The organism is Streptomyces sp. SD31 (genome assembly GCF_052068475.1).
In the GTDB taxonomy this organism is placed as follows: domain Bacteria; phylum Actinomycetota; class Actinomycetes; order Streptomycetales; family Streptomycetaceae; genus Streptomyces.
In genome coordinates, this window is the sequence record NZ_JBQHCX010000016.1 from 129,700 (window position 1) to 155,144 (window position 25,445).

Annotated in this window: 22 protein-coding genes and 1 riboswitch; of the genes, 12 read left to right on the forward strand and 10 right to left on the reverse strand. The window is 71.0% G+C overall.

Annotated features, from left to right (window positions below; all coding sequences use genetic code 11):
* Positions 1–41: 41 nt before the first annotated feature.
* A complete protein-coding gene (locus ACTMVF_RS30730; protein ID WP_441274365.1) occupies positions 42–1,577 on the reverse strand; it encodes a gamma-aminobutyraldehyde dehydrogenase in 1,536 nt (511 codons plus the stop codon).
* 199 nt (positions 1,578–1,776) lie between these two features.
* Here ACTMVF_RS30730 and ACTMVF_RS30735 point away from each other — a divergent pair, with 199 nt between their 5' ends.
* Positions 1,777–2,331: an NADAR family protein gene (locus ACTMVF_RS30735; RefSeq protein WP_441274366.1), complete on the forward strand. Its 555-nt coding sequence runs from the start codon at positions 1,777–1,779 to the stop codon at positions 2,329–2,331.
* Between the two features lie 237 nt (positions 2,332–2,568).
* Here ACTMVF_RS30735 and ACTMVF_RS30740 read toward each other — a convergent pair whose 3' ends face one another.
* On the reverse strand, positions 2,569–3,135 hold the full coding sequence (locus ACTMVF_RS30740) for a DUF4190 domain-containing protein (RefSeq protein ID WP_441274367.1): 567 nt from the start codon (positions 3,133–3,135) through the stop codon (positions 2,569–2,571).
* A gap of 508 nt (positions 3,136–3,643) precedes the next feature.
* Between ACTMVF_RS30740 and ACTMVF_RS30745 the strand changes: the two genes are divergently transcribed.
* Positions 3,644–4,705: an adenosine deaminase gene (locus ACTMVF_RS30745; protein WP_441274368.1), complete on the forward strand. Its 1,062-nt coding sequence runs from the start codon at positions 3,644–3,646 to the stop codon at positions 4,703–4,705.
* Positions 4,706–4,751: 46 nt separating this feature from the next.
* A complete protein-coding gene (locus ACTMVF_RS30750) occupies positions 4,752–5,486 on the forward strand; it encodes a glycerophosphodiester phosphodiesterase (RefSeq protein ID WP_441274369.1) in 735 nt (244 codons plus the stop codon).
* Here ACTMVF_RS30750 and ACTMVF_RS30755 read toward each other — a convergent pair.
* Positions 5,459–7,162, reverse strand: coding sequence for an RNA polymerase sigma factor (locus ACTMVF_RS30755; RefSeq protein WP_441274370.1), 1,704 nt, complete (start codon positions 7,160–7,162; stop codon positions 5,459–5,461). The genes ACTMVF_RS30750 and ACTMVF_RS30755 overlap by 28 nt on opposite strands.
* Positions 7,163–7,511: 349 nt before the next feature.
* On the opposite strand from ACTMVF_RS30755, the gene ACTMVF_RS30760 reads away from it, so the two are divergent.
* Positions 7,512–8,672 (forward strand): serine hydrolase domain-containing protein, encoded by a 1,161-nt coding sequence (locus tag ACTMVF_RS30760; protein WP_441274371.1) that lies wholly within the window; start codon positions 7,512–7,514, stop codon positions 8,670–8,672.
* On the opposite strand, the gene ACTMVF_RS30765 is transcribed toward ACTMVF_RS30760, so the two are convergent.
* Positions 8,662–9,198, reverse strand: a complete 537-nt coding sequence (locus ACTMVF_RS30765; RefSeq protein WP_441274372.1) for a hypothetical protein — start codon at positions 9,196–9,198, stop codon at positions 8,662–8,664. The two genes, ACTMVF_RS30760 and ACTMVF_RS30765, sit on opposite strands and share 11 nt — an antisense overlap.
* A gap of 123 nt (positions 9,199–9,321) precedes the next feature.
* On the opposite strand from ACTMVF_RS30765, the gene ACTMVF_RS30770 reads away from it, so the two are divergent.
* Positions 9,322–10,671, forward strand: coding sequence for a diacylglycerol/lipid kinase family protein (locus ACTMVF_RS30770; RefSeq protein ID WP_441274373.1), 1,350 nt, complete (start codon positions 9,322–9,324; stop codon positions 10,669–10,671).
* Positions 10,672–10,678: 7 nt separating this feature from the next.
* Here ACTMVF_RS30770 and ACTMVF_RS30775 read toward each other — a convergent pair whose 3' ends face one another.
* Positions 10,679–11,869: a polyamine ABC transporter substrate-binding protein gene (locus tag ACTMVF_RS30775; protein ID WP_441274374.1), complete on the reverse strand. Its 1,191-nt coding sequence runs from the start codon at positions 11,867–11,869 to the stop codon at positions 10,679–10,681.
* Between the two features lie 163 nt (positions 11,870–12,032).
* Positions 12,033–13,472: a gamma-aminobutyraldehyde dehydrogenase gene (locus ACTMVF_RS30780; RefSeq protein ID WP_441274375.1), complete on the reverse strand. Its 1,440-nt coding sequence runs from the start codon at positions 13,470–13,472 to the stop codon at positions 12,033–12,035.
* 192 nt (positions 13,473–13,664) lie between these two features.
* Between ACTMVF_RS30780 and ACTMVF_RS30785 the strand changes: the two genes are divergently transcribed.
* From ACTMVF_RS30785 to ACTMVF_RS30815, 7 genes are all read left to right on the forward strand, one after another.
* Entirely contained in the window at positions 13,665–14,180 is a 516-nt protein-coding gene (locus tag ACTMVF_RS30785) for an Lrp/AsnC family transcriptional regulator (RefSeq protein WP_301996579.1), read from the forward strand.
* 19 nt (positions 14,181–14,199) lie between these two features.
* Positions 14,200–15,573, forward strand: coding sequence for an aspartate aminotransferase family protein (locus ACTMVF_RS30790; protein WP_441274376.1), 1,374 nt, complete (start codon positions 14,200–14,202; stop codon positions 15,571–15,573).
* Positions 15,574–15,854: 281 nt separating this feature from the next.
* Entirely contained in the window at positions 15,855–16,595 is a 741-nt protein-coding gene (locus ACTMVF_RS30795; protein ID WP_441274377.1) for an ABC transporter ATP-binding protein, read from the forward strand.
* Complete coding sequence (locus ACTMVF_RS30800) at positions 16,577–17,995, forward strand: hypothetical protein (protein WP_441274378.1); 1,419 nt, start codon at positions 16,577–16,579, stop codon at positions 17,993–17,995. The genes ACTMVF_RS30795 and ACTMVF_RS30800 overlap by 19 nt, the downstream gene beginning before the upstream one ends.
* Positions 17,996–18,123: 128 nt before the next feature.
* Positions 18,124–18,543 (forward strand): VOC family protein, encoded by a 420-nt coding sequence (locus ACTMVF_RS30805; protein ID WP_403341728.1) that lies wholly within the window; start codon positions 18,124–18,126, stop codon positions 18,541–18,543.
* A 37-nt stretch (positions 18,544–18,580) separates the two neighbouring features.
* A complete protein-coding gene (locus ACTMVF_RS30810) occupies positions 18,581–19,702 on the forward strand; it encodes an LOG family protein (protein ID WP_441274379.1) in 1,122 nt (373 codons plus the stop codon).
* 180 nt (positions 19,703–19,882) lie between these two features.
* Positions 19,883–20,545, forward strand: coding sequence for an LAETG motif-containing sortase-dependent surface protein (locus ACTMVF_RS30815; protein ID WP_441274380.1), 663 nt, complete (start codon positions 19,883–19,885; stop codon positions 20,543–20,545).
* Positions 20,546–20,619: 74 nt separating this feature from the next.
* Here the strand turns inward: ACTMVF_RS30815 and ACTMVF_RS30820 are convergent, their stop codons facing one another.
* From ACTMVF_RS30820 to ACTMVF_RS30835, 4 genes are read right to left on the reverse strand one after another with little or no spacing between them, the layout of a single operon-like run.
* A complete protein-coding gene (locus ACTMVF_RS30820) occupies positions 20,620–21,417 on the reverse strand; it encodes a maleylpyruvate isomerase family mycothiol-dependent enzyme (protein WP_441274381.1) in 798 nt (265 codons plus the stop codon).
* A 24-nt stretch (positions 21,418–21,441) separates the two neighbouring features.
* On the reverse strand, positions 21,442–22,488 hold the full coding sequence (locus tag ACTMVF_RS30825) for an ABC transporter ATP-binding protein (protein WP_441274382.1): 1,047 nt from the start codon (positions 22,486–22,488) through the stop codon (positions 21,442–21,444).
* Entirely contained in the window at positions 22,489–24,165 is a 1,677-nt protein-coding gene (locus tag ACTMVF_RS30830) for an ABC transporter permease (protein ID WP_441274383.1), read from the reverse strand. It lies immediately after the preceding gene.
* Positions 24,141–25,238, reverse strand: coding sequence for a thiamine ABC transporter substrate-binding protein (locus ACTMVF_RS30835; RefSeq protein ID WP_441274384.1), 1,098 nt, complete (start codon positions 25,236–25,238; stop codon positions 24,141–24,143). Before ACTMVF_RS30835 ends, ACTMVF_RS30830 begins: the two co-directional genes overlap by 25 nt.
* Positions 25,239–25,315: 77 nt before the next feature.
* Positions 25,316–25,421: riboswitch (TPP riboswitch) on the reverse strand.
* Positions 25,422–25,445: the final 24 nt, after the last annotated feature.

Consider the following 25,445-nt stretch of genomic DNA (forward strand, 5'->3'; position numbering starts at 1 on the left):
CGGTCGCGGGTCGGGCGGCCGGCTGCTCCCGCCTGATCTGGCTATCGGTCCCCGAAGACGGTGCGGTGCCAGTCCTTCCTGGCGACCGCGGTGTTGTCGAACATGACGTGCTTGACCTGGGTGTACTCCTCGAAGGAGTAGGCTGACATGTCCTTGCCGAAGCCGGAGGCCTTGTAGCCTCCGTGCGGCATCTCGCTGATGATCGGGATGTGGTCGTTGACCCACACACAGCCCGCCTTGATCTCGCGGGTGGCGCGGTTCGCCCGGTAGACGTCGCGGCTCCATGCGGAGGCGGCGAGCCCGTACGGGGTGTCGTTGGCGAGCCGGATGCCCTCGTCGTCACTGTCGAACGGCACGACGACCAGGACCGGCCCGAAGATCTCGGACTGGACGATCTCACTGTCCTGGGGCGCGTCGGCGACGAGGGTGGGACGGTAGTACGCGCCGTCCTTGAGGTCGCCCTGCGGTGCCTCGCCACCGGTCACCACGCGCGCGTAGGCGCGCGCACGGTCGACGAAACCGGCGACGCGGTCACGCTGGACATGGGAGATCAGCGGCCCGAGGTCGGTGCCCGGCGCGAACGGATCACCGAGACGGACGCTCGCCATGAGGGCGGCGGTCTGCTCCACGAAGGCCTCGTAGAGCGGCCGTTGCACGTACGCGCGCGTGGCGGCCGTGCAGTCCTGCCCGGTGTTGATGAGCGCGCCGGCGACGGCACCGTGGACGGCGGCTTCGAGGTCGGCGTCGTCGAAGACGACGAAGGGCGCCTTGCCCCCCAGCTCCAGGTGGATCCGCTTCACGGTGGCGGTGGCGATCTCGGCGACGCGCTTGCCGACGGCGGTGGAGCCGGTGAAGGAGGTCATGGCGACGTCGGGGTGGCCGACGAGGTGCTCACCGGCTTCCCTCCCGGTCCCGGTGATGATGTTGATGACCCCGTCCGGGATCCCGGCGTCGGTGGCGGCCCGGGCGAAGAGGAGCGAGGTGAGCGGGGTGAGCTCGGCGGGCTTCAGCACGATGGTGTTGCCCGCGGCGATCGCCGGGAGGATCTTCCAGGCGGCCATCTGGAGGGGGTAGTTCCAGGGGGCGATGGAGCCGACGACGCCGATGGGCTCGCGGCGCACGTAGGAGGTGTGGTCGCCGGAGTACTCCCCGGCGGACTGGCCGGCGAGGTGGCGGGCGGCACCCGCGAAGAAGGCGGTGTTGTCGATCGTGCCCGGCACGTCGAACTCACGGGTCAGCTTCAGCGGCTTCCCGCACTGCAGGGACTCGGCGCGGGCGAATTCCTCGGCGCGGTCGGCGAGGACGGCGGCGAAGCGGTGCAGCGCGTCGGAGCGCTCGCCCGGCGTCGCGCCGGCCCAGCCCGGGAACGCCTCGCGCGCGGCGGCGACGGCCGCGTCGACGTCATCGGGGCCGGCCAGGTCGTACGAGTACACCTCCTCGCCGGTCGCAGGGTCGACGACGGCGTGGGTACGACCCGAGGTCCCCTTCGCCGGTCGGCCCGCGATGTACTGCGCGCCCTCCGCGAAGCGGTCCTGGGCCGGGAATCGTTCCGGGGTGGCGGTGCCCGGGTTGTGCATGTCGCTCCCTCCGTGTCCCCATGGTGGGGCCGGCGTGGCTCAGGCTCGATTTGAGTGCCGATCCTGACAGAGGGGGGCGGCTCCAACAAGTGATTCCGTTGTTGCCTTTTGGTTACGCGACGGAATCTGTCGACCAGGTGTCGAGTGGGCCGGAAAAACGCGGGACGGGTTGTCGGTGGTGCGTGCCATGCTCGGGGGCATGGCGAAGATCGATTCTTGGGATGTCCTGGTCAGGGAGGTCCGTGCGGGGGCGAGGGTCAGGTATCTGCACTTCTGGGGGCACCGGCCGAGGCCGGACGGCCAGGTGAGCGCGAGCTGCTTGAGCCAGTGGTGGTTGTCGCCGTTCACGGTGGACGGGGTGGAGTACGCGACCGCCGAGCACTGGATGATGGCCGAGAAGGCGCGGCTGTTCGGCGACGCGGAGGCTGAGCGGCGAGTGCTGGACGCCGGGCATCCGTCGGTGGCGAAGAAGGCGGGGCGGCTGGTGCGGGGGTTCGACGACGCGATGTGGGAGCGGGAGCGGTTCCGGATCGTCGTCGAGGGGTCGGTCCACAAGTTCGGGGCGCATCCGGATCTGCGGGAGTTCTTGCTGAGGACCGGGGATCGGGTGCTGGTGGAGGCCAGTCCGGTGGATCGGGTGTGGGGGATCGGGCTGGCGGCGAGTGATGAGGGGGCGGGGGATCCGGAGCGGTGGCGGGGGCCGAATTTGTTGGGGTTCGCGTTGATGGAGGCGCGGGAGCGGTTGCGGGGGTAGGGGGTTCGCCCCCGCCGCCCCTACCCGTCCCATCCTTGAAGGGGCTCCGCCCCTTCGCCCCCGCCAGGGGGCTCTGCCCCCTGGACCCCCGCTCCTCAAACGCCGGAGGGGCTGGGTTTTTCAGCCCGTCCGGCGTTTGAGGACGAGGCCCGTTCAGGGCCGAAGCGGGGGTCTGGGGGCGCAGCCCCCAGGGATGGGACGGGTAGGGGCGGCGGGGGCGAAAAAAACCGGCGGTGCCTACGACGTCGCGATCACCAGCGCCACCATGCCCAACCCCAGCACCACCCCCGCCGCCCCACAGATCATCCCGGCCAGTGCCTGCCCAGGATTCGTCGCCTCGCCCCGCCGCGCCTTGCCCCGCCCGATCGAACCGAAGATCAGAGCCAGCACACCCAGAATGATCGCCACCGGCCACAGACAGAAAATCGCCGCGGAGATGATCCCGAGCACAAGCCCGGCCGTACCCATCCCGTTGCTCGGCATGGCGGGCATCCCGGGCCAGCCGTAGTAGCCCGCGGCACCGGGCCCCACCGCTGGGTACCCGTGACCGCCGGGATAGCCGTACGGAACGTGCCCCGGCCCGTCGGGACCGATGGGCGGCGGCGGAACGGGCTCACCGTGCGCGCCGTAGGGACCGGGCGCGGCCGGCGCCGCGAAGGGGTTCCCCGTCGAGCCGTACGGCGGCATCACCGGGCCCGGCCCTGCCGAAGGGTTCGGCCACGGCGCCGCCGGCGGCATGGCGTCCCGTGGCTCGGACGGCACACCCATGGGCGGCACGGACGTGACGGTCTGCTGATCGTGCACGGAGGGAGCGGGCCAGACCGGCGGCTCGTTCGAGGAGAAGGAGTACCCGGGACCACCCGGCGCGGCGGGAGTCGCCTGCGCACCCGCCGCCGGAGCCGCCCACGGATCCGGCTCGGATCGAGACCCGAGCCCACCCGGAACCGCACCACTCGGCCCCGCCGCCCCGGCCCCGGCCCCCACCCCCGGCTTGTCCAACGACGTCCTCGGCCCCTTCTCCAACGAAACCCCCGGCCCCCCGACGGCGCCGGCGCCGGCACCCCCCGGCGAAACCGGCCCTCCTACGGCCGCGTCCCCCCGTACTTCCGATCTCCCCGATACTTCCGGCGCCTCCGGCGTCTGCGCGTCGTCGGACATGCGCGGGCCCCCTCCGTCGTAAGTGCCGTCATGCTAAGGCCCGGGCATCGCCGACGCGGCCCCGGCCTACGATGATCCCGAGTAACCGATCAGCCGATCACCGCGTCCCGCCGCCCGCACACCCGGCCGCGGACGCCGTTCCCGGGGAGGAACCTTGACCGACCGTCTCGTCGACGCCCGCGTCCCGCGCGACCTGCATGCCTTCATCGCCGGACTGCCCAAGGCCGAACTGCACGTCCACCACGTCGGCTCCGCCTCCCCCCGTATCGTCGCGGAACTCGCCGCCCGCCACCCCGACTCCAAGGTCCCCACCGACGCCGAGGCCCTGGTCGACTACTTCACGTTCACGGACTTCGCCCACTTCATCGAGGTGTACCTGTCCGTCGTGGACCTGATACGCACCCCGGAGGACGTACGGCTGCTGACGTACGAGGTGGCCCGCGACCTGGCCCGCCAGCAGGTGCGCTACGCCGAGCTGACCATCACCCCGTTCTCCTCCACCCGCCGCGGCATCGACGAGAAGGCGTTCATGGACGCCATCGAGGACGCCCGCAAGGCGGCCGAGGCCGAGTTCGGGACCGTACTGCGCTGGTGCTTCGACATTCCCGGCGAGGCCGGCCTGGAGTCCGCCGAGGAGACCGCGCGGCTCGCGACCGACGACCGGGTGCGCCCGGAGGGCCTGGTGTCGTTCGGGCTCGGCGGACCCGAGATCGGCGTACCGAGGCCGCAGTTCAAGCCGTACTTCGACCGGGCGATCGCCGCCGGACTGCACTCCGTGCCGCACGCCGGGGAGACCACCGGCCCGGAGACGGTCTGGGACGCCCTCACCCACCTGCGTGCCGAGCGCATCGGGCACGGGACCAGTTCCGCGCAGGACCCGAAGCTGCTCGCGCACCTCGCCGAGCACCGGATCCCGCTGGAGGTGTGCCCGACCTCCAACATCGCCACGCGCGCGGTCCGCACCATCGACGAGCACCCGATCAAGGAGTTCGCGAAGGCCGGGGTCATCGTCACCATCAACTCCGACGACCCGCCCATGTTCGGCACCGACCTCAACAACGAGTACGCGGTCGCCGCCCGCCTCCTCGACCTCGACGAGCGGGGCCTGGCCGACCTGGCCAAGAACGCCGTGGAGGCGTCCTTCCTCGACGCGCCCGGCAAGGCCAGGATCAAGGACGAGATCGACACGTACACGACCACGTGGCTCGCCTCCTGACACCGGGACCGACACCACCCCACCGGCGACCGCCACAATGACGTCCATGCAGAACGTGACCGCCGTCGCCCACCGCGGCGACCCCTACCGCGTCCGCGAGAACACGCTCGACTCCCTGCGCTCCGCGCTCGAACTGGGCGCGGACGCGGTGGAGATCGACGTACGGCTCACCAAGGACGGCGTGCCGGTGCTGCTGCACGACGAGACGCTGAAACGGCTGTGGGAGCAGGACCGGCCGGTGCTCGCGCTGTCGGCGGCCGAGGTGCGAGGGCTGACGGCGGGCGGGGTGCCGACGCTGGAGGAGGCGCTGGCGGCGTGCGACGGGAGCCGGGTGATGCTCGACCTGCCGGGCACGCCCGATGTGCGGGCGGCTCGGCGGGTCGTGGACGTCGTGCGCGGGTGCGGGGCGCAGGAGCGCGTGTACTACTGCGCGGGCGCCGCGGCCATGCTCGCCGTGCGCGCCGCCGACCCGGCCGCCGAGATCGCCCTGACCTGGACGACGCTGGCGCCGCCGCGCCCCGCGCTGCTGGACGCGGTGCGCCCGCGCTGGCTCAACTACCGCTTCGGCCTGGTCGACCACGCCCTCGCCGAGCGCGTCCACCGCGACGGCTACCTGCTGTCCGCCTGGACCCCGGACACCCGGCGCTCCATGCGCCGCCTGCTGGATGCCGGCGTCGACTCGATCACGACCAATCGCGTCGCCGTCCTCCTCGGCCTGCGCGCCGCCCAGGCGGACAGCACACCTGGGCACGGTCACCGGCGCTGCACACGCGAGCGCTGAGCCACCGTCGCCGGATCGATCGGCGTCTCGCGGGTGACGTACTGCGGCACCGGCGCGGTGTCCTTGCCGTTGTCGCGGACCAGGCCGTAGCGGATGGCGCCCTGCGGGGGGCCGTACCGCACGTCCTCGTTCACCTTGTCCCAGCTCGACGGCATGACGGTCAGGCCGTAGGAGGCGCCGCGCTCGTTCTGGTTCAGGGTGACGGTGCCGTCGAGGTAGAAGTACTCGTTCTGCCACATCTGCTGGGTGCCGTCGGGCAGCACCGTGTAGCCGATGTCGGGGCCGCCCATGCCGGTGACGTAGCCCCGGTCGGAACCGTCCCCGACGACGTCGTCCATACGGCGGCCGCCACCGGAGGCGACGTGGAAGATCTCGCCCTTCAGACCGGTCCAGGTCGGCATGGTCAGCCCGCCGGACCGGTCGTGCGGGGAGATCTGCCAGCGCACCAGGACATAGCCCTGCCCGCTGAGCGTGACGCTCTCGCCGCGGTGCTGCATGACCGCCTTCGCGCCCCCGGTGCTGGTGACGCCGGACTCGGGGCGGCGGGGCAGGGCGGCGGGCTCGGCGTTCGGGTCCGGGGCCCGGTCGGCGGCGTCGACGACCGTGCCGTACAGGTCGACCTTCTTCGTCGTCGACGGCGACGGGGAAGGCGTGGCTGTCGGGGTCACCGACGGCGTGGACGAGGGCGGGCGGGCCGTGCTCGCCGCCGTGGGGGCTGCCACGGGCGGTGGCGCGTCCGGGGTCTGGGTGACGACGTACGCGCCGCCCGCGACGATCGTCGCACCGGCCGTCACCGCCACGGCGGGCTGGGTGAGCGCGGCCATCACCTTCGCGGACCAGCCGACGGAGGTCGCCGTGACCGTCGCCGCGGCCGCCGTCTTGCCGCCGAGGGCGAGGGAGAGGGTGAAGCCGACGGGGATCGGGACGAGCGCGATGCCGACGAGGAGCCGTTCCGCCGGTACGACGGCCTCGCGGGTGTCGCCGCAGTAGCCGCAGCCCCTGATGTGCCGGGCCAGCCGCTTGCGCCAGACGGAGTCGGGGCGGCCGTTCCAGCGGGCGGTCACCTCGCGCAGGTCGGGGCAGGCGCCGTCGAGCGCACGGACGATGCCGCGCGCGGTCTCCAGCCGTTCCTTGACCCGCTGGACGCGCACCGCGGCATGCTGCCGGCTGATTCCGGCCGCGGCGGCCAGTTCGCGCCGGGTCAGCTCGCCCGCGACCTCCAGCCACCACAGCGACAGCAGTTGCCGGTCCTCGTCGTCCAGCCAGCGCACGGCCTCCGCGACCTCACGCCGTTGCCCCTCCAACTGCAGCCGCAGCACGGTGAGTTCGGCGAAGTCGGTGGCCTCGTGCGCGGCCGACTCGTCCAGTTGGGCGGTCTGCCTGCGGCGCGCCCGGTCCCGGATCTGCCGCATGGCGATGGCGACGAGCCAGGAGCGGAAGCTGTCCGGGTCGCGCAGCGAGCCGAGGTTGTCGACAGCGCGCAGCATGGTCTCCTGGACGACGTCGTCGACGTCGGCATGACCGTTCAGGGCGCGCCCGACCACGTTGTAGACGAGCGGCAGCCAGCCCTCGACCAGCTCGTCCAGCGCATGCCGGTCACCGGCCTGCGCCGCCGCGATGGTGGAGCGCCACGGTCTGCGGGCTCCCTCGTCCACGTACGTCCTCTCCCAGGTCATGTGCTGTCCGTACGCACCTTCTCAGCCTGACCAGCACTGTTGGCTATGTCGGAGATCACATTCCGCTTTCGGCACGGGCGGGCCATGGGGAGGTCTCCCGGGTGTGGGGACGGGGGGACGCGAGTGGAGACGCGGTGAAGGGCGCGGGGATAACACTTTTTCGGCGCTGTCGGCCGACGTCACTACAGGCGACCGGTCCCAGTAAGGGCGAACCCTGACAACACCCTTGTCCGGTACGGCACTTGCTCCGGGCTCGCCCAGGGTCCGAGCCCTCCTCGCCGACGATTCGACCGGGGCCGTCTCGCCCCGACGATGATCACGGACATCCCGTCGACATCAGGAGCAGCAGATGCCCGTACGCCCGCTTCCCGCCCTCCTCACCTCAGCGCTCGCCCTGACCCTGACCGCACTGCCGCTGGCCGGAACGGCCTCCGCGCACCCCGTGTCGTCGTCGTGCAGCGCGCGGGCGATCGAGGCCGCCCCGGCGGACGGCCCCGATGTCGGGGCCCTGTGCGCTGCGCTCGCCGGACTGCCCGACAAGGACGCGACGGCCGCGCTGATCCGCGTGGGCGGCAAGGGCAGCTGGCACGGCGTGGCCGGGGTGCGCGACCTGCGAACCGGAGCGCCCGCGCTGGAGAACGCCCGCTTCCGCGCCGGTTCGACGACGAAGATCGTGACCTCGGCGATCGTGCTGCAACTCGCCGCCGAGGGGCGGATCTCCCTCGACGGGACCGTGCAGCAGTACCTGCCCGGCCTGCTCACCAAGGACTTCGCGCCCATCACCGTACGGCAGTTGCTGAACTTCACCAGCGGCCTGCAGCCGGGCCTCTCCCTCGGCGAGGACGTCGACGACGGCTACCCGCACCGCTTCGAGACGCTGACCCCGGACGAGGTCGTGGCCGCGTCGGTCGCCAAGGGTCCCGACCCGCACCACGGGCCCGGCGAGCACCAGCGGTACGGCAACATCCACTACACCGTGCTCGGCATGCTGATCGAGAAGGTCACCGGCGACTCGTACGCCCACCAGGCCGCCGTACGGATCTTCCGCCCGCTCGGTATGCGGCACACCTCTTTCCCGGCCGGCCCGGACCCCCGTATCCACGGGCCGCACAACCGCGGGTACGACTGGATCGACGGCAAGCTGGTCGACGTCACCGAGTGGAACATGTCCGACCGGTTCGCGGCCGGCGACATGATCTCGACGACGGCGGACCTGGAGCGGCTGCTGTTCGCCCTGTTCCGCGGTCAGGTGGTGCCCGAGCCGCAGTTGAAGGAGATGTTCACGGTCCCGGCCGTCGACGGGGCCACCATGAGTGCGGGGATGGAGCGTTACGAACTGAACGGGAAGGTCATCTGGGGCAAGACGGGCGCCCGCCCCGGCTATCACACCGTTGTCGCGGCCACCCGTGACCTGTCCCGGACGGTGGTCTACTCCGTCAATTCGACCGACGCGAAGGGCGACGGCCTGGCCATCGTCCAGCGCTTCGCCTTCCCGGCGTTCAACCGCTGACGGCGACGGCGGTGGCCGGCGGCGCCGACATTTCGGTCAGCGCCTCCAGTCGCTTGATCTTCTTCCGTACGGCATACAGCGGGATCACCCCGAAGACGCCGAACGACATGTCGATCACCGACCACCAGAAGGGAATCCCGCGGATCGGCCCGCAGATGAGGGCGAGCGGGATGATCCCGGCGCAGGCGATCATCCCGAACTCGACGACCCAGATGTTGCGGACGGGGTCCCGGTAAGGGCCGTAGAAGGCGACCGCGATGACGAGGTGGGCGAAGGCCAGCCAGTCCGTGCCGTAGAGGAGGAAGGGGTAGTCGGCGTCGGCGGTGTCGAGTCCGTGCCGGACGCGTTCGATCCAGTCCATGAGGCCGGGCAGGTGCTCCGGCACGGACAGGGAGCGCAACAGGTCCTCGGTCCAGCGCAGTTCGTGGACGAGGGGGAAGGCCGTGGCGCCGCTGAGCACCAGGCAGACGACGAAGGAGACCAGCCAGATGCGGATGCCCTTGAGCAGGGCGGCTCTGTCGCTCATGGGGGCAGCGTACGCCTGGAGTTGAACACGTTCGAAAGCGGGGCCCGGCAGGCAGTCCCCTCACCGCTGCCGTCCGGTCCTCGACGGGCCGGCTCTACGATGTCCGCGGCGGACGGAGAATTCATGGGCTTGGACTTGACCGGGCGGGCCTACCGAGCACAACGGTGGGCGGCGCGGACGGCGTTGGCCGCGGCTGGGCTCGCGGTGCTCGTGCCGCTCGCCTACGGCGGCGTCGGCGGCGTTGTGCTGCTGGTGGCCGGGGCCGCGGGACTGGGCCTCAGCACGGTCGCCGTGTGGTGGACGCTGACCCTGCGCGGACCGGTGCGCTGGGCCGCGGCCGCCCTGGCCCTGGCGGTGCCGGCCGCTGTCGTCGCTCTGTTCGCGGCCACCCTCTTCTGGGCGCTGCTGGCGTCCGTGGCGCTGTGGGCGGTGGCCGTCTGGAGCGGCCGGTACGCGCTGCGGGGCACGGGCAGCCCCCGGGTGCGGGTGATGCGGGAGCGGAAGGCGCCGCCGCCGCAACGGCCGTATCTGATCATGAACCCGCGCTCCGGCGGCGGGAAGGTGGTCCGCTTCGCTCTCCAGGAGAAGGCCGAGCGCCTCGGTGCCCGCGTCATCCTGCTCGACCCGGACCAGCACCAGGACGTCACCGCCCTCGCCCGCAAGGCCGTGGCGGACGGCGCCGACCTGCTGGGCGTCGCGGGCGGTGACGGCACCCAGGCGCTGGTCGCGGCGGTCGCCGCCGCGTACGACATACCGTTCCTGGTGATCAGCGCCGGCACCCGCAACCACTTCGCCATGGACCTCGGCCTGGACCGCGACGACCCCTCCACCTGCCTCGACGCGCTCACCGACGGCGTGGAACTCCGCGTCGACCTCGGCTTCGCGAACGGCCGGCCCTTCGTCAACAACGCCTCCTTCGGGGCGTACGCGGCCATCGTGCAGAGCCCCGGCTACCGCGACGACAAGATCGGCACCAGCCTGGAGCTGCTGCCCGACCTGCTCACCCGCCAGCAGGGCCCGCGGCTGACGGCCCGCGCGGGGGGCACCACGCTCGACGCTCCGCATGCCGTGCTGGTCAGCAACAACCCCTACCGCACGGACGATCCCTTCGGACTCGGCCGCCGCGACCGTCTCGACGCGGGCGTCCTCGGCGTCCTCGGCATAAGGGTGGACAGCGCGGCCGAGGCCGCCGGACTGCTCCTCGACCCCGCGCCGGGCGGTCTCACCATCCTCACCGCGCCCGACGTCGTCATCGAGGCCGACCGCGCGGAGATCGAGGCCGGCATCGACGGCGAGGCCCTCGTCCTGCCCGCCCCGGTCCACTGCCGCATCACCCCCGGCGCCCTGCGCGTCCGCGTCCCACGCAAGCGCCCCGGCGTCCCACAGCCCGGCCCCCGCCTGGACTGGCGCCGACTGCGCAAACTGGCGGCGACGGTGGGGCGTACGGCGGTGCACCACCGGAGTCGCGGCTAGCGGCTCCCTACAACCCCGCGATCGCGTTCCACCGCTTCCCGAACTCCACCCGCTCCTCGGACGTGATGTCCCGCGCAATGGACAGGTGTTCGCGCATCGCCTGGTCCGGGAAGATCAGCGGGTCCTCGGCCAGGGCGGCCGTCTCCTCGTCCTTGGCGGCGGCGAGCACGTCCTGCGCGGCCGGAACGGGGCAGACGTAGTTGACCCAGGCCGCCAGCTCGGCGGCGACCTCGGGCTCGTAGTAGTAGTCGATGAGCCGCTCGGCGTTGGCCTTGCGGCGGGCCAGGTTGGGGACCATCAGGGACTCCGACCACAGCTCGGCACCCTCCTCGGGGACGACGAAGCGGATGTCGGGGTCGTCGGCCTGGAGCTGGATGACGTCACCCGAGTACGCCTGGCAGGCCAGGACGTCGCCGCTCGACAGGTCCTTGATGTAGTCGTTGCCGGTGAAGCGGCGGATCTGGCCCTTGCGCACCTGCTCCTCGACCTGGTCGCAGACGGTGTGGAAGTCGTCCGCCGTCCAGCGGGTGATGTCGACGCCGTTGCCCTGCATGAGCAGGGCGAACGCCTCGTCCAGCCCGGAGAGCAGCGTCACCCGGCCCTTCAGGTCGCTCGCCCACAGCTCGGACACGCTGCGTATCTCGCGGCCCAGCCTGCGGCGGTTGTACGCGATGCCGGTGATGCCGGACTGCCACGGCACGGTGAACTTCCGTCCGGGGTCGAAGGCCGGTGAACGCAGCAGCGGGTCCAGGTACTTGGTCACGTGGGGCTGGCGCGCCCGGTCCAACTCCTGCACCCAGCCCAGCCGTACGAACCGGGCGCACATCCAGTCGCTGATGACGACGAGGTCGCGGCCGGTGCGCTGGTGGTTCATCAGGGCGGGACTGATCTTGCCGAAGAACTCGTCGTTGTCGTTGATCTCCTCGACGTACTCGACGGAGATGCCGGTGCGCTCCTCGAAGGCCTCCAGCGTCGGCCGCCGCGCCTCGTCCTCATCGTCCGTGTCGATGTACAGCGGCCAGTTGGCCCAGGTCAGCCGCCTGTCGCTGGCGGAGAGATCGGCGGCGGCCCGCTCTCCGGGAGGTACGTAGGCGGCGGGCACACCACAGCCGGCGAGCCCGCCCAGGAGCGCGCCCGCGCCGAGGGTGCGTAGGAGGGTCCGGCGGGACGGCGAGGAGCTCTTCGATGGGAGGGCCATTGCCGCAGCATGCAGCCGCGGCCCGGGCCCGAGCAATCGACGCCCCGTCAAGTAGAGCGCCGCACTCCGGACACGCTGTCAATCGGCCGGGACAGCAACGCCCTTAGGGGCGCGGGGAACTGCGCGACCAGCCCCCCACGCACCCGCAGCCGAAATACGACCCCTACGCGTCCAGGGACGTCATCACGTGCTTGATCCGCGTGTAGTCATCGAACCCGTACGCCGAAAGGTCCTTGCCGTACCCGGACTTCTTGAACCCACCGTGCGGCATCTCCGCGACCAACGGAATGTGCGTGTTGATCCACACGCACCCGAAGTCCAGCGCCTTGGACATCCGCATCGCCCGCCCGTGGTCCTTCGTCCACACCGACGACGCGAGCGCGTACTCGACACCGTTCGCCCACTCGACGGCCTGCGCCTCGTCCGCGAAGGACTGCACGGTGATGACCGGCCCGAAGACCTCCTTCTGGATGATCTCGTCGTCCTGCTTCAGGCCGGACACGACGGTCGGCGCGTAGAAGTACCCCTTCTCACCGACCTGATGGCCACCGGTCTCGACCTTGGCGTGGGCGGGCAGCCGCTCGATGAACCCGGAGACCTGCTTGAGCTGGTTGGGGTTGTTGAGCGGGCCGAACAGCACGTCCTCGTCGTCCGGCTGGCCCGTCTTGGTGTCGGCGGCGGCCTTCGCGAGCGCCTGCACGAACTCGTCGTGGATGGCCTCGTGGACGAGCACGCGGGTGGCGGCCGTACAGTCCTGCCCGGCGTTGAAGAAGCCCGCGACGGAGATGTCCTCGACGGCCTTGGCGATGTCGGTGTCCTCGAAGACGACGACCGGCGCCTTGCCACCCAGCTCCAGGTGGACCCGCTTGAGGTCCTTCGACGCGGACTCGGCGACCTGCATACCGGCCCGCACCGAGCCGGTGATGGACGCCATGGCCGGGATCGGGTGCTCGACCATCAGGCGGCCGGTCTCCCGGTCACCGGTGATGACGTTGAAGACGCCCTGGGGCAGGATCGAGCCGATGATGTCGGCCATCAGGACGGTCGACGCCGGCGTCGTGTCCGACGGCTTCAGCACCACCGTGTTGCCCGCCGCGATGGCCGGCGCGAACTTCCATACGGCCATCATCATCGGGTAGTTCCAGGGCGCGACCTGTGCGCAGACGCCGACCGGCTCACGGCGGACGATCGAGGTCAGGCCCTCCATGTACTCACCGGCCGAGCGGCCCTCGAGCATCCGCGCCGCACCCGCGAAGAAGCGGATCTGGTCCACCATCGGCGGGATCTCCTCGGACCGCGTGAGCCCGATCGGCTTGCCGGTGTTCTCCACCTCGGCCGCGATGAGCTCCTCGGCCCGCTCCTCGAACGCGTCCGCGATCTTCAGCAGAGCCTTCTGCCGCTCGGCGGGGGTCGTGTCACGCCAGCCCGGGAAGGCCCTGGCGGCGGCCTCCATCGCGGCGTCGACGTCCGCCTGCCCGGACAGCGGCGCGGTCGCGTACGCCTCGCCCGTCGCGGGGTTGACCACCTCGGTGGTCCGTCCGTCGGCGGCGTCCCGGAACTCACCGTCGATGTAATTGCGCAGACGACGCAGCTCGGTGCTCACTGCCGGCCTCCTGTCAGGTCTTCACTGCTTGCGGCTGTCAGTCCTGGTTGTCCAGTTACTGAGACACCCACCCTAGTCGGCAGACCCACGTTTTCAACACCCCCGATCGCGCCAAGGCTGCGAAATCCGCAAGTCTCAGTCGCGTAAACAACGAATTTCATCGCCACGGCCTTGCGGAACTGTCGAGACGTCGTGCACAGTGACGTCGTGGCCAGTCGAAGCGCAGAGCACAGGGACTCCCGCGAGTCCAGGACGGGCGGTCCCCAGCTGGACGCCGTCTCCCTCGCCATCATCGAACAACTCCAAGAGGACGGCCGTCGGCCGTACGCCGCCATCGGCAAGGCCGTGGGCCTGTCCGAGGCGGCCGTGCGCCAGCGCGTCCAGAAGCTGCTCGACCAAGGCGTGATGCAGATCGTCGCCGTCACGGACCCGCTCACCGTGGGCTTCCGCCGCCAGGCGATGGTCGGCGTGAACGTCGAGGGCGACGTGGAGTCGGTCGCCGACGCGCTGACCGCCATGTCCGAATGCGAGTACGTGGTGATGACAGCCGGGTCCTTCGACCTGATGGTGGAAATCGTCTGCGAGGACGACGACCACCTCCTGGACGTCATCAACCGACGCATCCGGGCCGTCCCCGGAGTGCGCTCGACCGAGAGCTTCGTCTATCTCAAGCTCAAGAAGCAGACCTACATGTGGGGAACCCGATAACCGTGAGGACCCGATAACCGTGAGCACCGACACCCCTCAGGACCTCAGCAGGACCGCGTACGACCACTTGTGGATGCACTTCACGCGTATGTCCTCGTACGAGAAGGCCCCCGTCCCCACCATCGTCCGGGGCGAGGGCACCTACATCTACGACGACAAGGGCAAGCGCTACCTCGACGGTCTCGCCGGCCTGTTCGTGGTCCAGGCGGGTCACGGCCGCGTCGAGCTGGCCGAGACCGCCTTCAAGCAGGCGCAGGAGCTGGCGTTCTTCCCGGTGTGGTCCTACGCCCACCCGAAGGCGATCGAGCTCGCCGAGCGCCTCGCGGACCACGCGCCGGGCGACCTCAACAAGGTCTTCTTCACCACCGGCGGCGGTGAGGCGGTGGAGACCGCCTGGAAGCTCGCCAAGCAGTACTTCAAGCTGGTCGGCAAGCCCACCAAGCACAAGGTCATCTCACGTGCGGTCGCCTACCACGGCACCCCGCAGGGCGCCCTGTCCATCACGGGTCTGCCGGCTCTGAAGGCCCCCTTCGAGCCGCTGGTCCCCGGCGCGCACAAGGTCCCGAACACCAACATCTACCGCGCCCCGATCCACGGCGACGACCCGGAGGCCTTCGGCCGCTGGGCCGCCGACCAGATCGAGCAGCAGATCCTCTTCGAGGGCCCGGACACGGTCGCCGCGGTCTTCCTCGAGCCGGTACAGAACGCGGGTGGCTGCTTCCCGCCCCCGCCCGGCTACTTCCAGCGGGTCCGCGAGATCTGCGACCAGTACGACGTGCTGCTCGTCTCGGACGAGGTCATCTGCGCCTTCGGCCGCCTGGGCACGATGTTCGCCTGCGACAAGTTCGGCTATGTCCCGGACATGATCACCTGCGCCAAGGGCATGACCTCGGGCTACTCCCCGATCGGCGCCTGCATCATCTCCGACCGGCTGGCCGAGCCCTTCTACAAGGGCGACAACACCTTCCTGCACGGCTACACCTTCGGCGGCCACCCGGTCTCCGCGGCGGTGGGCCTGGCCAACCTCGACCTGTTCGAGCGCGAGGGCCTCAACCAGCACGTCCTCGACAACGAGGGCGCGTTCCGCGGCACGCTGGAGAAGCTGCACGACCTGCCGATCGTCGGCGACGTCCGCGGCAACGGCTTCTTCTACGGCATCGAGCTGGTGAAGGACAAGGCCACCAAGGAGTCCTTCAACGAGGAGGAGACGGAGCGAGTCCTCTACGGCTTCCTCTCCAAGGCCCTGTACGACAACGGCCTGTACTGCCGTGCCGACGACCGTGGCGACCCGGTCGTCCAGCTCGCCCCGCCGCTGATCTCCAACCAGGAGACGTTCGACGAGATCGAGCAGATCCTGCGGGCGACGCTGTCGGAGGCGTGGACCAAGCTGTGACGCCCGGACCGGTCGCCGGACCGGTCTCCGTGCCGATTGGCGAGCCGATCTCCGGACCGTTCAGCGGCCCGGCGGTCGACGGAAGACGTTCTCCCGTCTGAATGATCAACACACCGGCCCCGGTGCCGCCCGTTCGAGTGAGACACGGCGGCCCGGGGCCGTGTGCTGTCCGGGCTCCGGGCGGCGGCTGCCTAGCGTGCCAGTGACCGATCAGCCCAGCCTTCGTTCCCCCGCACGAGGGATCAGGCCTGGGAAAACGGATCAGAACCGAGGTGTACGCGATGGTGGCCCCGCCGGACAACGACGTGCTCTGGGCACGCGCCCTGCACTTCACGCACAACGACGGTTCGCCCGCGCTCAGCGGCGTCTCGCTCGGTGTCCAGGAGGGCGAGGTGCTCGCCGTCATCGGCCCGCGCGGCAGCGGCAAGACGACTCTGCTGCGGTGTCTGTCCGGCCTGGCCGCGGTGCGGCGGGGCGAGGTCTGGTTCAACAGCGTGCCGGTGCACAAGATGGGCCCGGCGGACCGCGAACGGCTCCGGCGCGACCGCTTCAGCTGGATCGACCCGGCACCGTCGCTCGTCCCCGAGCTGAACGTCTGGGAGAACACCGCCCTCCCCCTGATGCTGCGCGGCACCAGCCGCCGCCGCGCCAAGGCGGCCGCGATGGAGTGGCTGAACCGCCTGGACGTCGCCGAGTCGGCCCGCAAGCGCCCGCACCAGCTGGTCCACTCCGAACGCCAGCGCGTCTGCATCGCCCGCGCGCTGGCCCCCTCACCCACGGTCCTGTTCGCCGACGAGCCGACCGCCCCCCTGCACCGCGCCGACCGCGCGCACATCCTGCGCACCCTGACGACAGCGGCCCGCTCGCACGGCATCACGGTCGTCCTGGCCAGCCCCGACGCGGACCCGGCGACCCTCGCCGACCGCACGGTCACGCTCATGGACGGACGGCGCGTGAACACGGTGCACCTGCCCCCGGCCACGGAGACGGAAGGCCGAGCCGCGTGCTCGCTCTCCGTCTGACCCACGGCGCCCAACCGGCCGTACAGCTGCGCCGCCTGCTGGTGGCGGCGGCGTCGGCGGGTACGGGCTTCCTGCTGCTCTGCGCCCTGGGGTACGCGATGTCCCACGACTCCCCCGCCGCATCGCTCCTCCGCCTGGCCTGGTGCGCGCCCCCGCTGGCGGCGACGGTCCACTTCGCCGTGGCCGTGGCCCGAACCGACCCCGGCACCAGACCCCGCCCCGGCCTCGCGGCCATCGGCCTGGGCCCGGCCCGTCTGATGGCCGTCTCGGCCACCACCACGGCCCTGTCCTGCACCCTCGGCTCCACGCTGGCCCTGCTGGTCTTCCTCCACCTGAGGGGCGACCTGACGGGCATGCCCTTCGACGGCGCGGCCGCGGAGTTCCTGGCGGCGGGCAGCCCCCTGCCGGTGCCGGCCACGCTGACGCTGCTGACACTGGTCCCGGCGATCGCGTCGCTGACGGTGGCGCTGACCCTGCGCCCGAGGGAACTCGGCCCCACCGCCGCCCAGGGCACGGGAAGGGCGTACGTCCGCTTCGGGGCGTACGGCAGGTCGGGCGCGCGGGAGACGTTCGGGGCGTACGGGCGGTTCGGCGCCCACCTGCGGCGTGGCGAGCGCGGCAGCGCCCCCGCGAACGGGCACCGGCAGCCCGAGGGCGGCACCCCGCAGGCGGGCGACCCGGCCCGGACGTCGGCCCCTACCACGGGCAACCCACCGGCCGACTGGACCGAAGCGGTGGCCGACCCCGCTCCCGCGACCGACTCGGGCCGCGCACGCCCTCTCTCCCCCCGCAAACCCCCCGCCGGCCTCCCCTGGGGCATCGCGGTCCTCGCCGGGGGCCTCGCCGTCGAGGCCTACGCCGGCCGCACGACCACCGGCACCGCCGTCGCCATGGCCGCCGCCCTCCCCACCGGCCCCGCCGGTGTCGTGGTCGGCTGGCTGCTCACCGCCCTCGGGCTCGCCCTGGCCGCCCCCGGCCTCACCCACCTCTGCGGCCGCCTCCTGCAGACCGCACGACCGGGCGCCCTGCGCCTCCTGGCCGGCCGTGTCCTGATGGAGGAAGCCGTCCGCATCGGCCGCCCTCTCGGCATCGTCTGCGCCGTCACTTCCGCCGTTTACGCCCTGGCGCCCCTCCCGGGCCACGCGGCCACCCCGCCCTTCGGCCCCCTCACCCCCCTCGGCGTCACCCTGGTCACCGGCTGCACGGTGGCCACCCTCCTCACGGCCGCCGTGGAGGCCAAACACGCCCGCGCCGACACCACGGCCGCGCTCCTGCGCCTGGGCGCCCCCACCGCGATGCTCCGCAGCGCCGCCGCCCTGCGCGTCGGCATCCTGCTGGCCTTCTTCGGCCCGCTCACCCTGATCGTGGCCGAGTTGGCCGCGCTGCCCCTGGCACGGTGAAGCCGTCGAGCGGGCTCCGGCGCCCGGCGAAAAACTCGTAGGAAAAAAGTCTCCGCCCGGCGATGAGTTCCGCCCGGCCCCGCGGTCTACCCCATCGAACAGCAGCCACCCCGATGGGAGAGACCACGATGACCGCCCCCGCGTACCAGCAGATGATCTTCCTGAACCTGCCCGTGAACGACCTCGACGCCTCGAAGAAGTTCTTCACGGAGCTCGGTTACTCGATCAACCCGCAGTTCAGCGACGAGAACGCGGCGTCCGTCGTGATCAGCGACACCATCGTCGCGATGCTGCTCACCAAGCCGTTCTACTCGACCTTCACCAAGAAGGAGATCGCGGACGCCACGAGGACCAGCGAGGTGCTGATCTGTCTGAGCGCCGAGAGCCGCGAGAAGGTCGACGAACTGGTCGAGAAGGCGGTCGCCGCGGGCGGCACGGCCTCGGACCAGGTCCAGGACCCGGGCTTCATGTACGGCCGCTCCTTCGACGACCTCGACGGCCACACCTGGGAGGTCGTGTGGATGGACCCGTCGGCCATCGAGGGCTGAGGCCGGCCACCCCGTCGACGGTGCCTAGCATGGGCGGGTGCAGACGATGCCCGCCCATGCGGCCCACCACAACGACCGTGAGATAGAGACGCTCGAGGAGTTCGACGCGACCGTCGCGGCGCGCGGCACCCTCGCCGGATTCCGTGTCCAAGCCGTCGACCTGACGGACCGTACGCGTGAACTGCTCACCACGGACACGGCCGGCGCCGTCTTCCTCGGCTGCCCGATGCGCGAGGACGCGGCCGCGAAGATCCGCGCGGACGGCGCCCTGGTCTTCCCGCCGCTCCCCGGCCTGCCCTTCGACCCGTACCGGGCCCGGGTCTACTCGCCCGACGAACTCTTCGCGTCCCTGGCCGACGGCTACGAGAACACGCCCGACGCCCGCGCGTACGCCTGGTTCCAGCAGACCAAGGCGGACGGCGACATCTACGCCTCCATGCTCCGCGCGGTCCACGACGACTCCGTCTCCGACGCCCTCGACGAACTCCTCTCCGGCGCCCGGGTGGTGGGCGTCATGGGCGGCCACGCGATGCGCCGCGGCACGCAGGCGTACGAGGGTGCGGCGCGGCTCGGCCGGGAGCTGGCCCGCACGGGCTTCACCGTCGCCACCGGCGGCGGCCCGGGCGCGATGGAGGCGGCGAACCTCGGCGCGTACGCCGCCCCGTACGGCGACGAGATGCTCACCGACGCGCTCCAACTCCTGGCGAAGGCGCCCGGGTTCACCCCCTCCATCACCGAGTGGGCCATGGCGGCCTTCGAGGTGCGCTCCCGTTGGCCGAAGGGTGGCCGCTCCGTCGGCATCCCGACCTGGTTCTACGGCCACGAGCCGCCGAACCCGTTCGCCTCCCACATCGCCAAGTACTTCGCCAACGCCACCCGGGAGGACGGCCTCCTGGCCCGCTCGAACGCGGGCGTCGTCTTCCTGCCGGGCGCCGCCGGCACCGTACAGGAGATCTTCGACAACGCGACGCCGAACTACTACGAGTCGCGCGGTGAGCCGACCCCCATGGTCCTGGTCGACCGCCCCCACTGGACCGAAAAGCTGCCGACGTGGCCCCTGCTGACGTCCCTGGCCCGGGACCGCTCGATGGAGTCCCGTATCGCCCTGGTTGACCGGATCGAGGAGGCTCCGGCGGCGTTGAAACGTCTCAGCGATTAATAAGAGGGCAAAGCCAACGCCCGTGGACTGCATATGCGTTGACACTGCTTATGTCACGCTTATAAACCTGTGAGACTCCTGGGGACGGTGATGACACATCACCGCCTCGTTCAACCCCCCTCAGTTGTGCAACTCGTAAGGACAAAAGTGTCCATAAATCGCCGTACTGTCACGCGTTCCGTGCGCGCTCTTGGTGTCGCCTCCGCCGCGGCCGCGCTCGCGCTCGGCCTCGCGGGCAACGCGCTCGCGTGCGACATCAGCGAATTCTCAGCCGAAGCCAAGTGCGACGGCGACAAGGGTGTCATCACGGTCACCGACGTGGACCCCAGCGGTATCCCGGCGACCGTCAGCGTGTATCTGCAGAACAACGGCGCCGACCTGAAGAAGGTCGGCGAGCAGGAGGTCAAGGGCTCGCGCGAGGGTGTCACCATCACCTTCGCCGAGGACTGGAAGCCGGACGCGGAGTACCGGATCCACGTCAAGGCCGCCGGCTATGTCGACGAGGACATCAAGCCGAACCTGACGACCCCCTCCACGGCCTGCAAGAAGGAGGAGGAGCCGCCGGCTCCGTCCGACACCCCGACCCCGTCGGACTCCGCCTCGACCCCGGCCGAGGAGACCGACACGCCGACCCCGACGCCCTCGGAGAACGAGAGCACCGCCCCGGCCGGCACCGAGAGCAACGCTCCGGCTCCGGCGGACGCCGGTGACTCCAACCTCGCCGAGACCGGCGCGAGCTCCAACACCGGCCTCATCGCCGGCATCGCGATCGCCCTGGTCGCGATCGGCGGCGGCGCGGTCTTCTTCGGCCTGCGTCGTCGTGGGGCGAGCAACGACCGCTGACGCGCTCGTAGAGCAACATCCGTGTGGCCCGTCCCCCGGAATTCGCCGTGTCGCGGGGGCGGGCCATTCGGTTGTCAGCCGAACGTCGCCCTTTCCAGCCAGAACTCCAGCAGCTCGCGCTCGCCCAGGACCTCCAACTCCGCGCTGTCCAGCGGCAGTCGACGGTAGAAGGCGAGCAGTACGGCGGTGAGCGGCCCCCGGAGCGCGACGGTCGCCTTCTCATGGCCGCGCCGCCAGGCGACGACGTCCTCGCCGAGGTCGATGATCCACTCCGCGCCTATCTCCGGGGTGTTGTCGGTGGCGTGCAGATGGATGCTGCTCCCCGGCCGGCGCAGCTCCCGCGCCGGGTCGTCCGGCAGCGTCCGCTGCGCCCACTCCACGATCTCCAGCCACTCGTCGATCGCGTCGGCGGCCACGTCCGGCGCGACCTCGTAGGGCAGTCCGGCGGCGAGCGTCGCGTCCGCGCGGTGGACGGTGATCTCGTGCGTCATACGGCGGGCCCAGAACCCGGTGTTGAGGATCCCCGCCCATCCCCACACCTTGGCGTCCGGCCCGGCCTCCCGCAGCGTACCGACGAGCATCTCGCCGGTCTCCGCCAGCCAGGCGTCCAGCGCGGCGGCGTCCCCCTCGCCCTCCGGGCCCTCGAAGCCGGGCACCCGCTCCTCCGGGACCTCCTCCTCGGCTCGCGTCCGTACCGTCAGCTCCACCCAGCGCAGGGCGCCGCCGATGTGCCGTACGAGCTCTTCCAGCGACCAGTCCGGGCAGGTCGGCACGGTGACCGACAGATCGGCGCCGGAGGTCACCACGGCCCTCAACAGGCCGACTTGGTGGGCGATTTCGTCACAGTAGCGATCGTGCGGGAGTGGCGTCATGCCCCGCACCTTATGCGCCGGCGATCAGCCCAGCAGCACAATTTCCGCCGCGTCGAACTCCACCCCGACCATGTCCCCGACCTCGGGCGCGTCCCGCAGCGCACACGCCGCTTCGAGGCGCGGCGCGTCCTCCGGCTGGAGATGCACGGCGACATGCGTGCCCTTGAACGTGCGTGCCGCGACCGTGCAGCGCAGCCCCGCGTCGGCGGCCACGAGCCGCACACCGGCCGGCCGTACGAGCAGCGTCCGTGTCCCCTGTGCGGCGCCCTCGCTCACCGGCAGCTTGCCCCAGGGCGTGTCCGCGGCCTCCCCGGCGACCGTGCCCTCGACCACGTTGTCGAACCCGAGGAAGCGCGCCACGAACTCGTCCACCGGACGCTGCCACACGTCCAACGGCGTCCCGGTTTGGGCGATCCGCCCGTCCCGCATCACCACGACCCGGTCGGCGAGCGCGAAGGCCTCGCCCTGGTCGTGCGTCACGGCCAGCACGGTGGTGCCCAACCGCCCGAACAGCTCCCGGAGTTCGACGACAAGGCGCTCCCGCAGGGAACGGTCGAGCTGGCCCAGCGGCTCGTCCAGCATGAGCAGCCGAGGCCGGGGCGCGAGCGCACGGGCCAGCGCCACGCGCTGCTGTTCCCCGCCGGAGAGCGAGGCGACGGCCCGGCGGGCGGCGCCCGGCAGTCCGACCAGGTCGAGCAACTCCCGTACCCGCTCGGCCTGTTCACCCTTGGAGGCACCGTGCATCCGCGCCCCGAAGGCCACGTTTGCGCCGACGTCCCGCTGCGGGAACAGCTGATGGTCCTGGAACATCAGCCCGACGCCCCGCTTGTGCGCGGGCACCCCGAACTGATCCCGCCCGTCCAGCGACACCCGCCCGGCATCGAGCGGTTGCAGCCCCGCCACCGCCCGCAGCAGCGTCGACTTGCCGCTGCCGCTCGGCCCGAGCACGCACACGATCTCGTGCTCGGCGACATCGAGATCGACGCCGTCCAGCACGGGCCGCCCACCGAACCGTACGGTCGCGCCTCGAAGACTGAGCAGACTCAGCAGGCCCTGCGGACTCGACGTCATTCAGAACTCCCCCGTCCGATCCGTACGGAGCCGCTCGAGCACCAGCAGCGCCACCGCGCACACCACCATCAGTACCGTCGAAAGGGCCATCGCCTGGCCGTAGTTGAGCTCGCCTGCCCGCCCCAGCAGCCGCGCCACGGCGACCGGCAGCGTCGGACTGTCGGGCCGCGCGATGAACACGGTCGCACCGAACTCCCCGAGCGACACCGCGAAGGCGAACCCGGCGGCGATCAGCAGCGCCCGCCGCACCATCGGCAGATCCACCTCACGCCAGACCCGCCACGGCGACGCCCCCAGCACCGACGCCGCCTCGCGCAGCCGCTGGTCCACGGCCCGCAGCACGGGAAGCATGGTCCGTACGACGAAGGGCACCCCGACCAGCGCCTGGGCCAGCGGTACGAGGATCCACGTGCTTCTGAGGTCGAGCGGCGGTTCGTCCAGGGCGATCAGGAAGCCGAACCCGACCGTCACCGCGGACACCCCGAGCGGCAGCATCAACAGGGCGTCGAAGCCCCGTACGAACCGGCCTGCGTCCCGTCGGGTCAACGCGGCCGCGGCCAGCCCGCCGATGAGCACGGCGATGAGCGTGGCGACGACGGCGTACTGGAGCGAATTGCCGATCGCCTCGATCGGCGCGACGAGGAAGACCCCACCGTCGGCGCTGGTCAGCGCCCGGTAGTAGCCGAAGTCCGGCGCGTCCAGCGACCGCTGCACCAGCACGGCGAGCGGCAGCAGCAGGAGTACGACGATGACGGCCAGGACACCGGCCAGCAGCGCCCACTGCCCCGCCCCGCGCGGCCGCCGCGCGGTCACCGACGCGTCCACCAGGCGCAGGGCGCTCTCCCGTCGCCGTACGGTCCAGGCGTGCACGGCAAGGATCGCGCCGACGGCCAGGAACTGGATGATCGTCAGGACGGCGGCCGTGGACAGGTCGAAGATCTCGGACGTCTGCCGGTAGATCTCCACTTCGAGCGTCGAGAAGGCCGGCCCGCCGAGGATCTGGACGACACCGAAGGAGGTGAAGGTGAACAGGAAGACCATGAGCGCGGCGGCGGCCACGGCGGGCGCGAGGGCCGGCAGGGTGACCTGGCGCCAGGCTTTCAGCGGTGACGCCCCGAGCATCCGCGCGGCCTCCTCCTGCCGCGGGTCGAGCTGCGCCCAGAGCCCGCCGACCGTCCGTACGACGACGGCGTAGTTGAAGAAGACATGCGCGAGCAGGATGGCCCACACGGTGGTGTCGAGGCGTACGCCCCACAGCTCGTCGAGGAGTCCACCGCGGCCGACGAGCGCGAGGAACGCCGTACCGACGACGACCGTCGGCAGCACGAACGGGACGGTCACCACGGCCCGCAGGATCTGCTTGCCGGGGAAGTCGAAGCGGGCGAAGACATAGGCGCCCGGCAGCGCGATCAGCAGGGTGAGCGCGGTGGAGGCGAGCGCCTGCCAGGTGGTGAACCACAGGACGTGCCGGATGTCGGACTCCCCGAGCACGTCCGTGAGGCGTCCGAACTGCCAGACACCGTCGGCCTTCAGCCCGCGCGCGACGATCGCGGCAACGGGCCAGGCGAAGAAGACCGCGAAGAACGCGACGGGCACGGCGACGAGGCCGAGCCGCACCGCCGCGCTCCGCGCGACCCTCTTACGGGGTGCCCCTACTTCAGTACGAGCGAGGTCCACGACTTGACCCAGTCGTCACGGTTGTCGGCGATCTTCGCCGGGTCCATGGTCTCGGGATCCTTGGCCTGCGGGCCGTACTTCACGAACTCCGGCGGCACCTGGGCGGCCTCCCGCACCGGGTAGACGAACATGTTCAGCGGCATGTCGTCCTGGAACGTCTTGGTGAGCATGAAGTCCAGGAGCGCCTTGCCACCCTCGGCGTTCCTTGCGTTGCTCAGCAGGCCCGCGTACTCGACCTGGCGGAAGCAGGTGCCGGTCGCTACGCCGGTGGGCGCGCTGGTCGGCTTCGGGTCGGCGTAGATCACCTCCGCGGGCGGCGAGGAGGCGTACGACACGACGAGCGGCCGGTCGGCCTTCGCCTTCTTGCCGCCGGCGGACCCGGAGAACTCCTCGTTGTAGGCCTGCTCCCAGCCGTCGACGACCTTGACGCCGTTGGCCTTGAGCTTCTTCCAGTAGCCCTCCCAGCCGTCGTCGCCGTACTTCGCGGCGGTGCCGAGCAGGAAGCCGAGGCCGGGCGAGGAGGTGGAGGCGTTCTCGGTGACGAGGAGGTTCTTGTACTCGGGCTTGATCAGGTCGTCGAAGGAGGTCGGCGGGGTCAGCTTGTGCTTGCTGAAGTACGCCTTGTCGTAGTTGACGCAGATGTCGCCGGTGTCGATGGGCGTGACCCGGTGCTTGTCCTGGTCGACCCGGTACTCGGGCAGGATCAGGTCGGAGCCCTTCGGCTCGTACGACTGGAACAGGTCGTTGTCGAGTGCCCGCGAGAGCAGGGTGTTGTCGACGCCGAAGAAGACGTCGCCCTGCGGGTTGTCCTTGGTCAGGATCGCCTTGTTGACGGCCTGCCCGGCATCGCCGTCCTCCAGGACCTTGACCTTGTAGCCGGACTGCTTCTCGAAGGCGGCGATCACGGACTTCGAGACGGCCCACGAGTTGTGGCTGACGAGCGTGACGGTCTTGGAACCGCCGCCGCTGCCGCTTTCGCCGTCACCGTCGGACGACCCGCACGCGGCCAACGCGGGCAGCGCGACGAGACCGAACCCGACGGCGAAAACCGTGGCCTTCTTGGTGATGCTCACTGAATTCCTCCTGGGGTGGACCAGGAAGAGACGCGGCCCTGCCCGGAACCTCTGGGGCTCCGGGCAGGGCGCAACAGCTCGAGTGGTGACCGATCTCCCTACCCAGAATGACCTGGGCCAGGTTCGGAGGGTCTGCGGCCGGTGCCGCACTCTCAGCGCTGTGGCGCTCCCCTGTCGGAATATGAAGATGTACTTACTGCGATCTTA

Excerpts from the sequence above, each read along its gene's own strand:
- ACTMVF_RS30730 (WP_441274365.1), bottom strand. The coding sequence starts at position 1,577 with ATGCACAACCCGGGCACCGCCACCCCGGAACGATTCCCGGCCCAGGAC.
- ACTMVF_RS30735 (WP_441274366.1), top strand. The coding sequence starts at position 1,777 with ATGGCGAAGATCGATTCTTGGGATGTCCTGGTCAGGGAGGTCCGTGCG.
- ACTMVF_RS30750 (WP_441274369.1), top strand. The coding sequence starts at position 4,752 with ATGCAGAACGTGACCGCCGTCGCCCACCGCGGCGACCCCTACCGCGTC.
- ACTMVF_RS30755 (WP_441274370.1), bottom strand. The coding sequence starts at position 7,162 with ATGACCTGGGAGAGGACGTACGTGGACGAGGGAGCCCGCAGACCGTGG.
- ACTMVF_RS30760 (WP_441274371.1), top strand. The coding sequence starts at position 7,512 with ATGCCCGTACGCCCGCTTCCCGCCCTCCTCACCTCAGCGCTCGCCCTG.
- ACTMVF_RS30765 (WP_441274372.1), bottom strand. The coding sequence starts at position 9,198 with ATGAGCGACAGAGCCGCCCTGCTCAAGGGCATCCGCATCTGGCTGGTC.
- ACTMVF_RS30770 (WP_441274373.1), top strand. The coding sequence starts at position 9,322 with ATGGGCTTGGACTTGACCGGGCGGGCCTACCGAGCACAACGGTGGGCG.
- ACTMVF_RS30775 (WP_441274374.1), bottom strand. The coding sequence starts at position 11,869 with ATGGCCCTCCCATCGAAGAGCTCCTCGCCGTCCCGCCGGACCCTCCTA.
- ACTMVF_RS30795 (WP_441274377.1), top strand. The coding sequence starts at position 15,855 with ATGGTGGCCCCGCCGGACAACGACGTGCTCTGGGCACGCGCCCTGCAC.
- ACTMVF_RS30805 (WP_403341728.1), top strand. The coding sequence starts at position 18,124 with ATGACCGCCCCCGCGTACCAGCAGATGATCTTCCTGAACCTGCCCGTG.
- ACTMVF_RS30820 (WP_441274381.1), bottom strand. The coding sequence starts at position 21,417 with ATGACGCCACTCCCGCACGATCGCTACTGTGACGAAATCGCCCACCAA.
- ACTMVF_RS30825 (WP_441274382.1), bottom strand. The coding sequence starts at position 22,488 with ATGACGTCGAGTCCGCAGGGCCTGCTGAGTCTGCTCAGTCTTCGAGGC.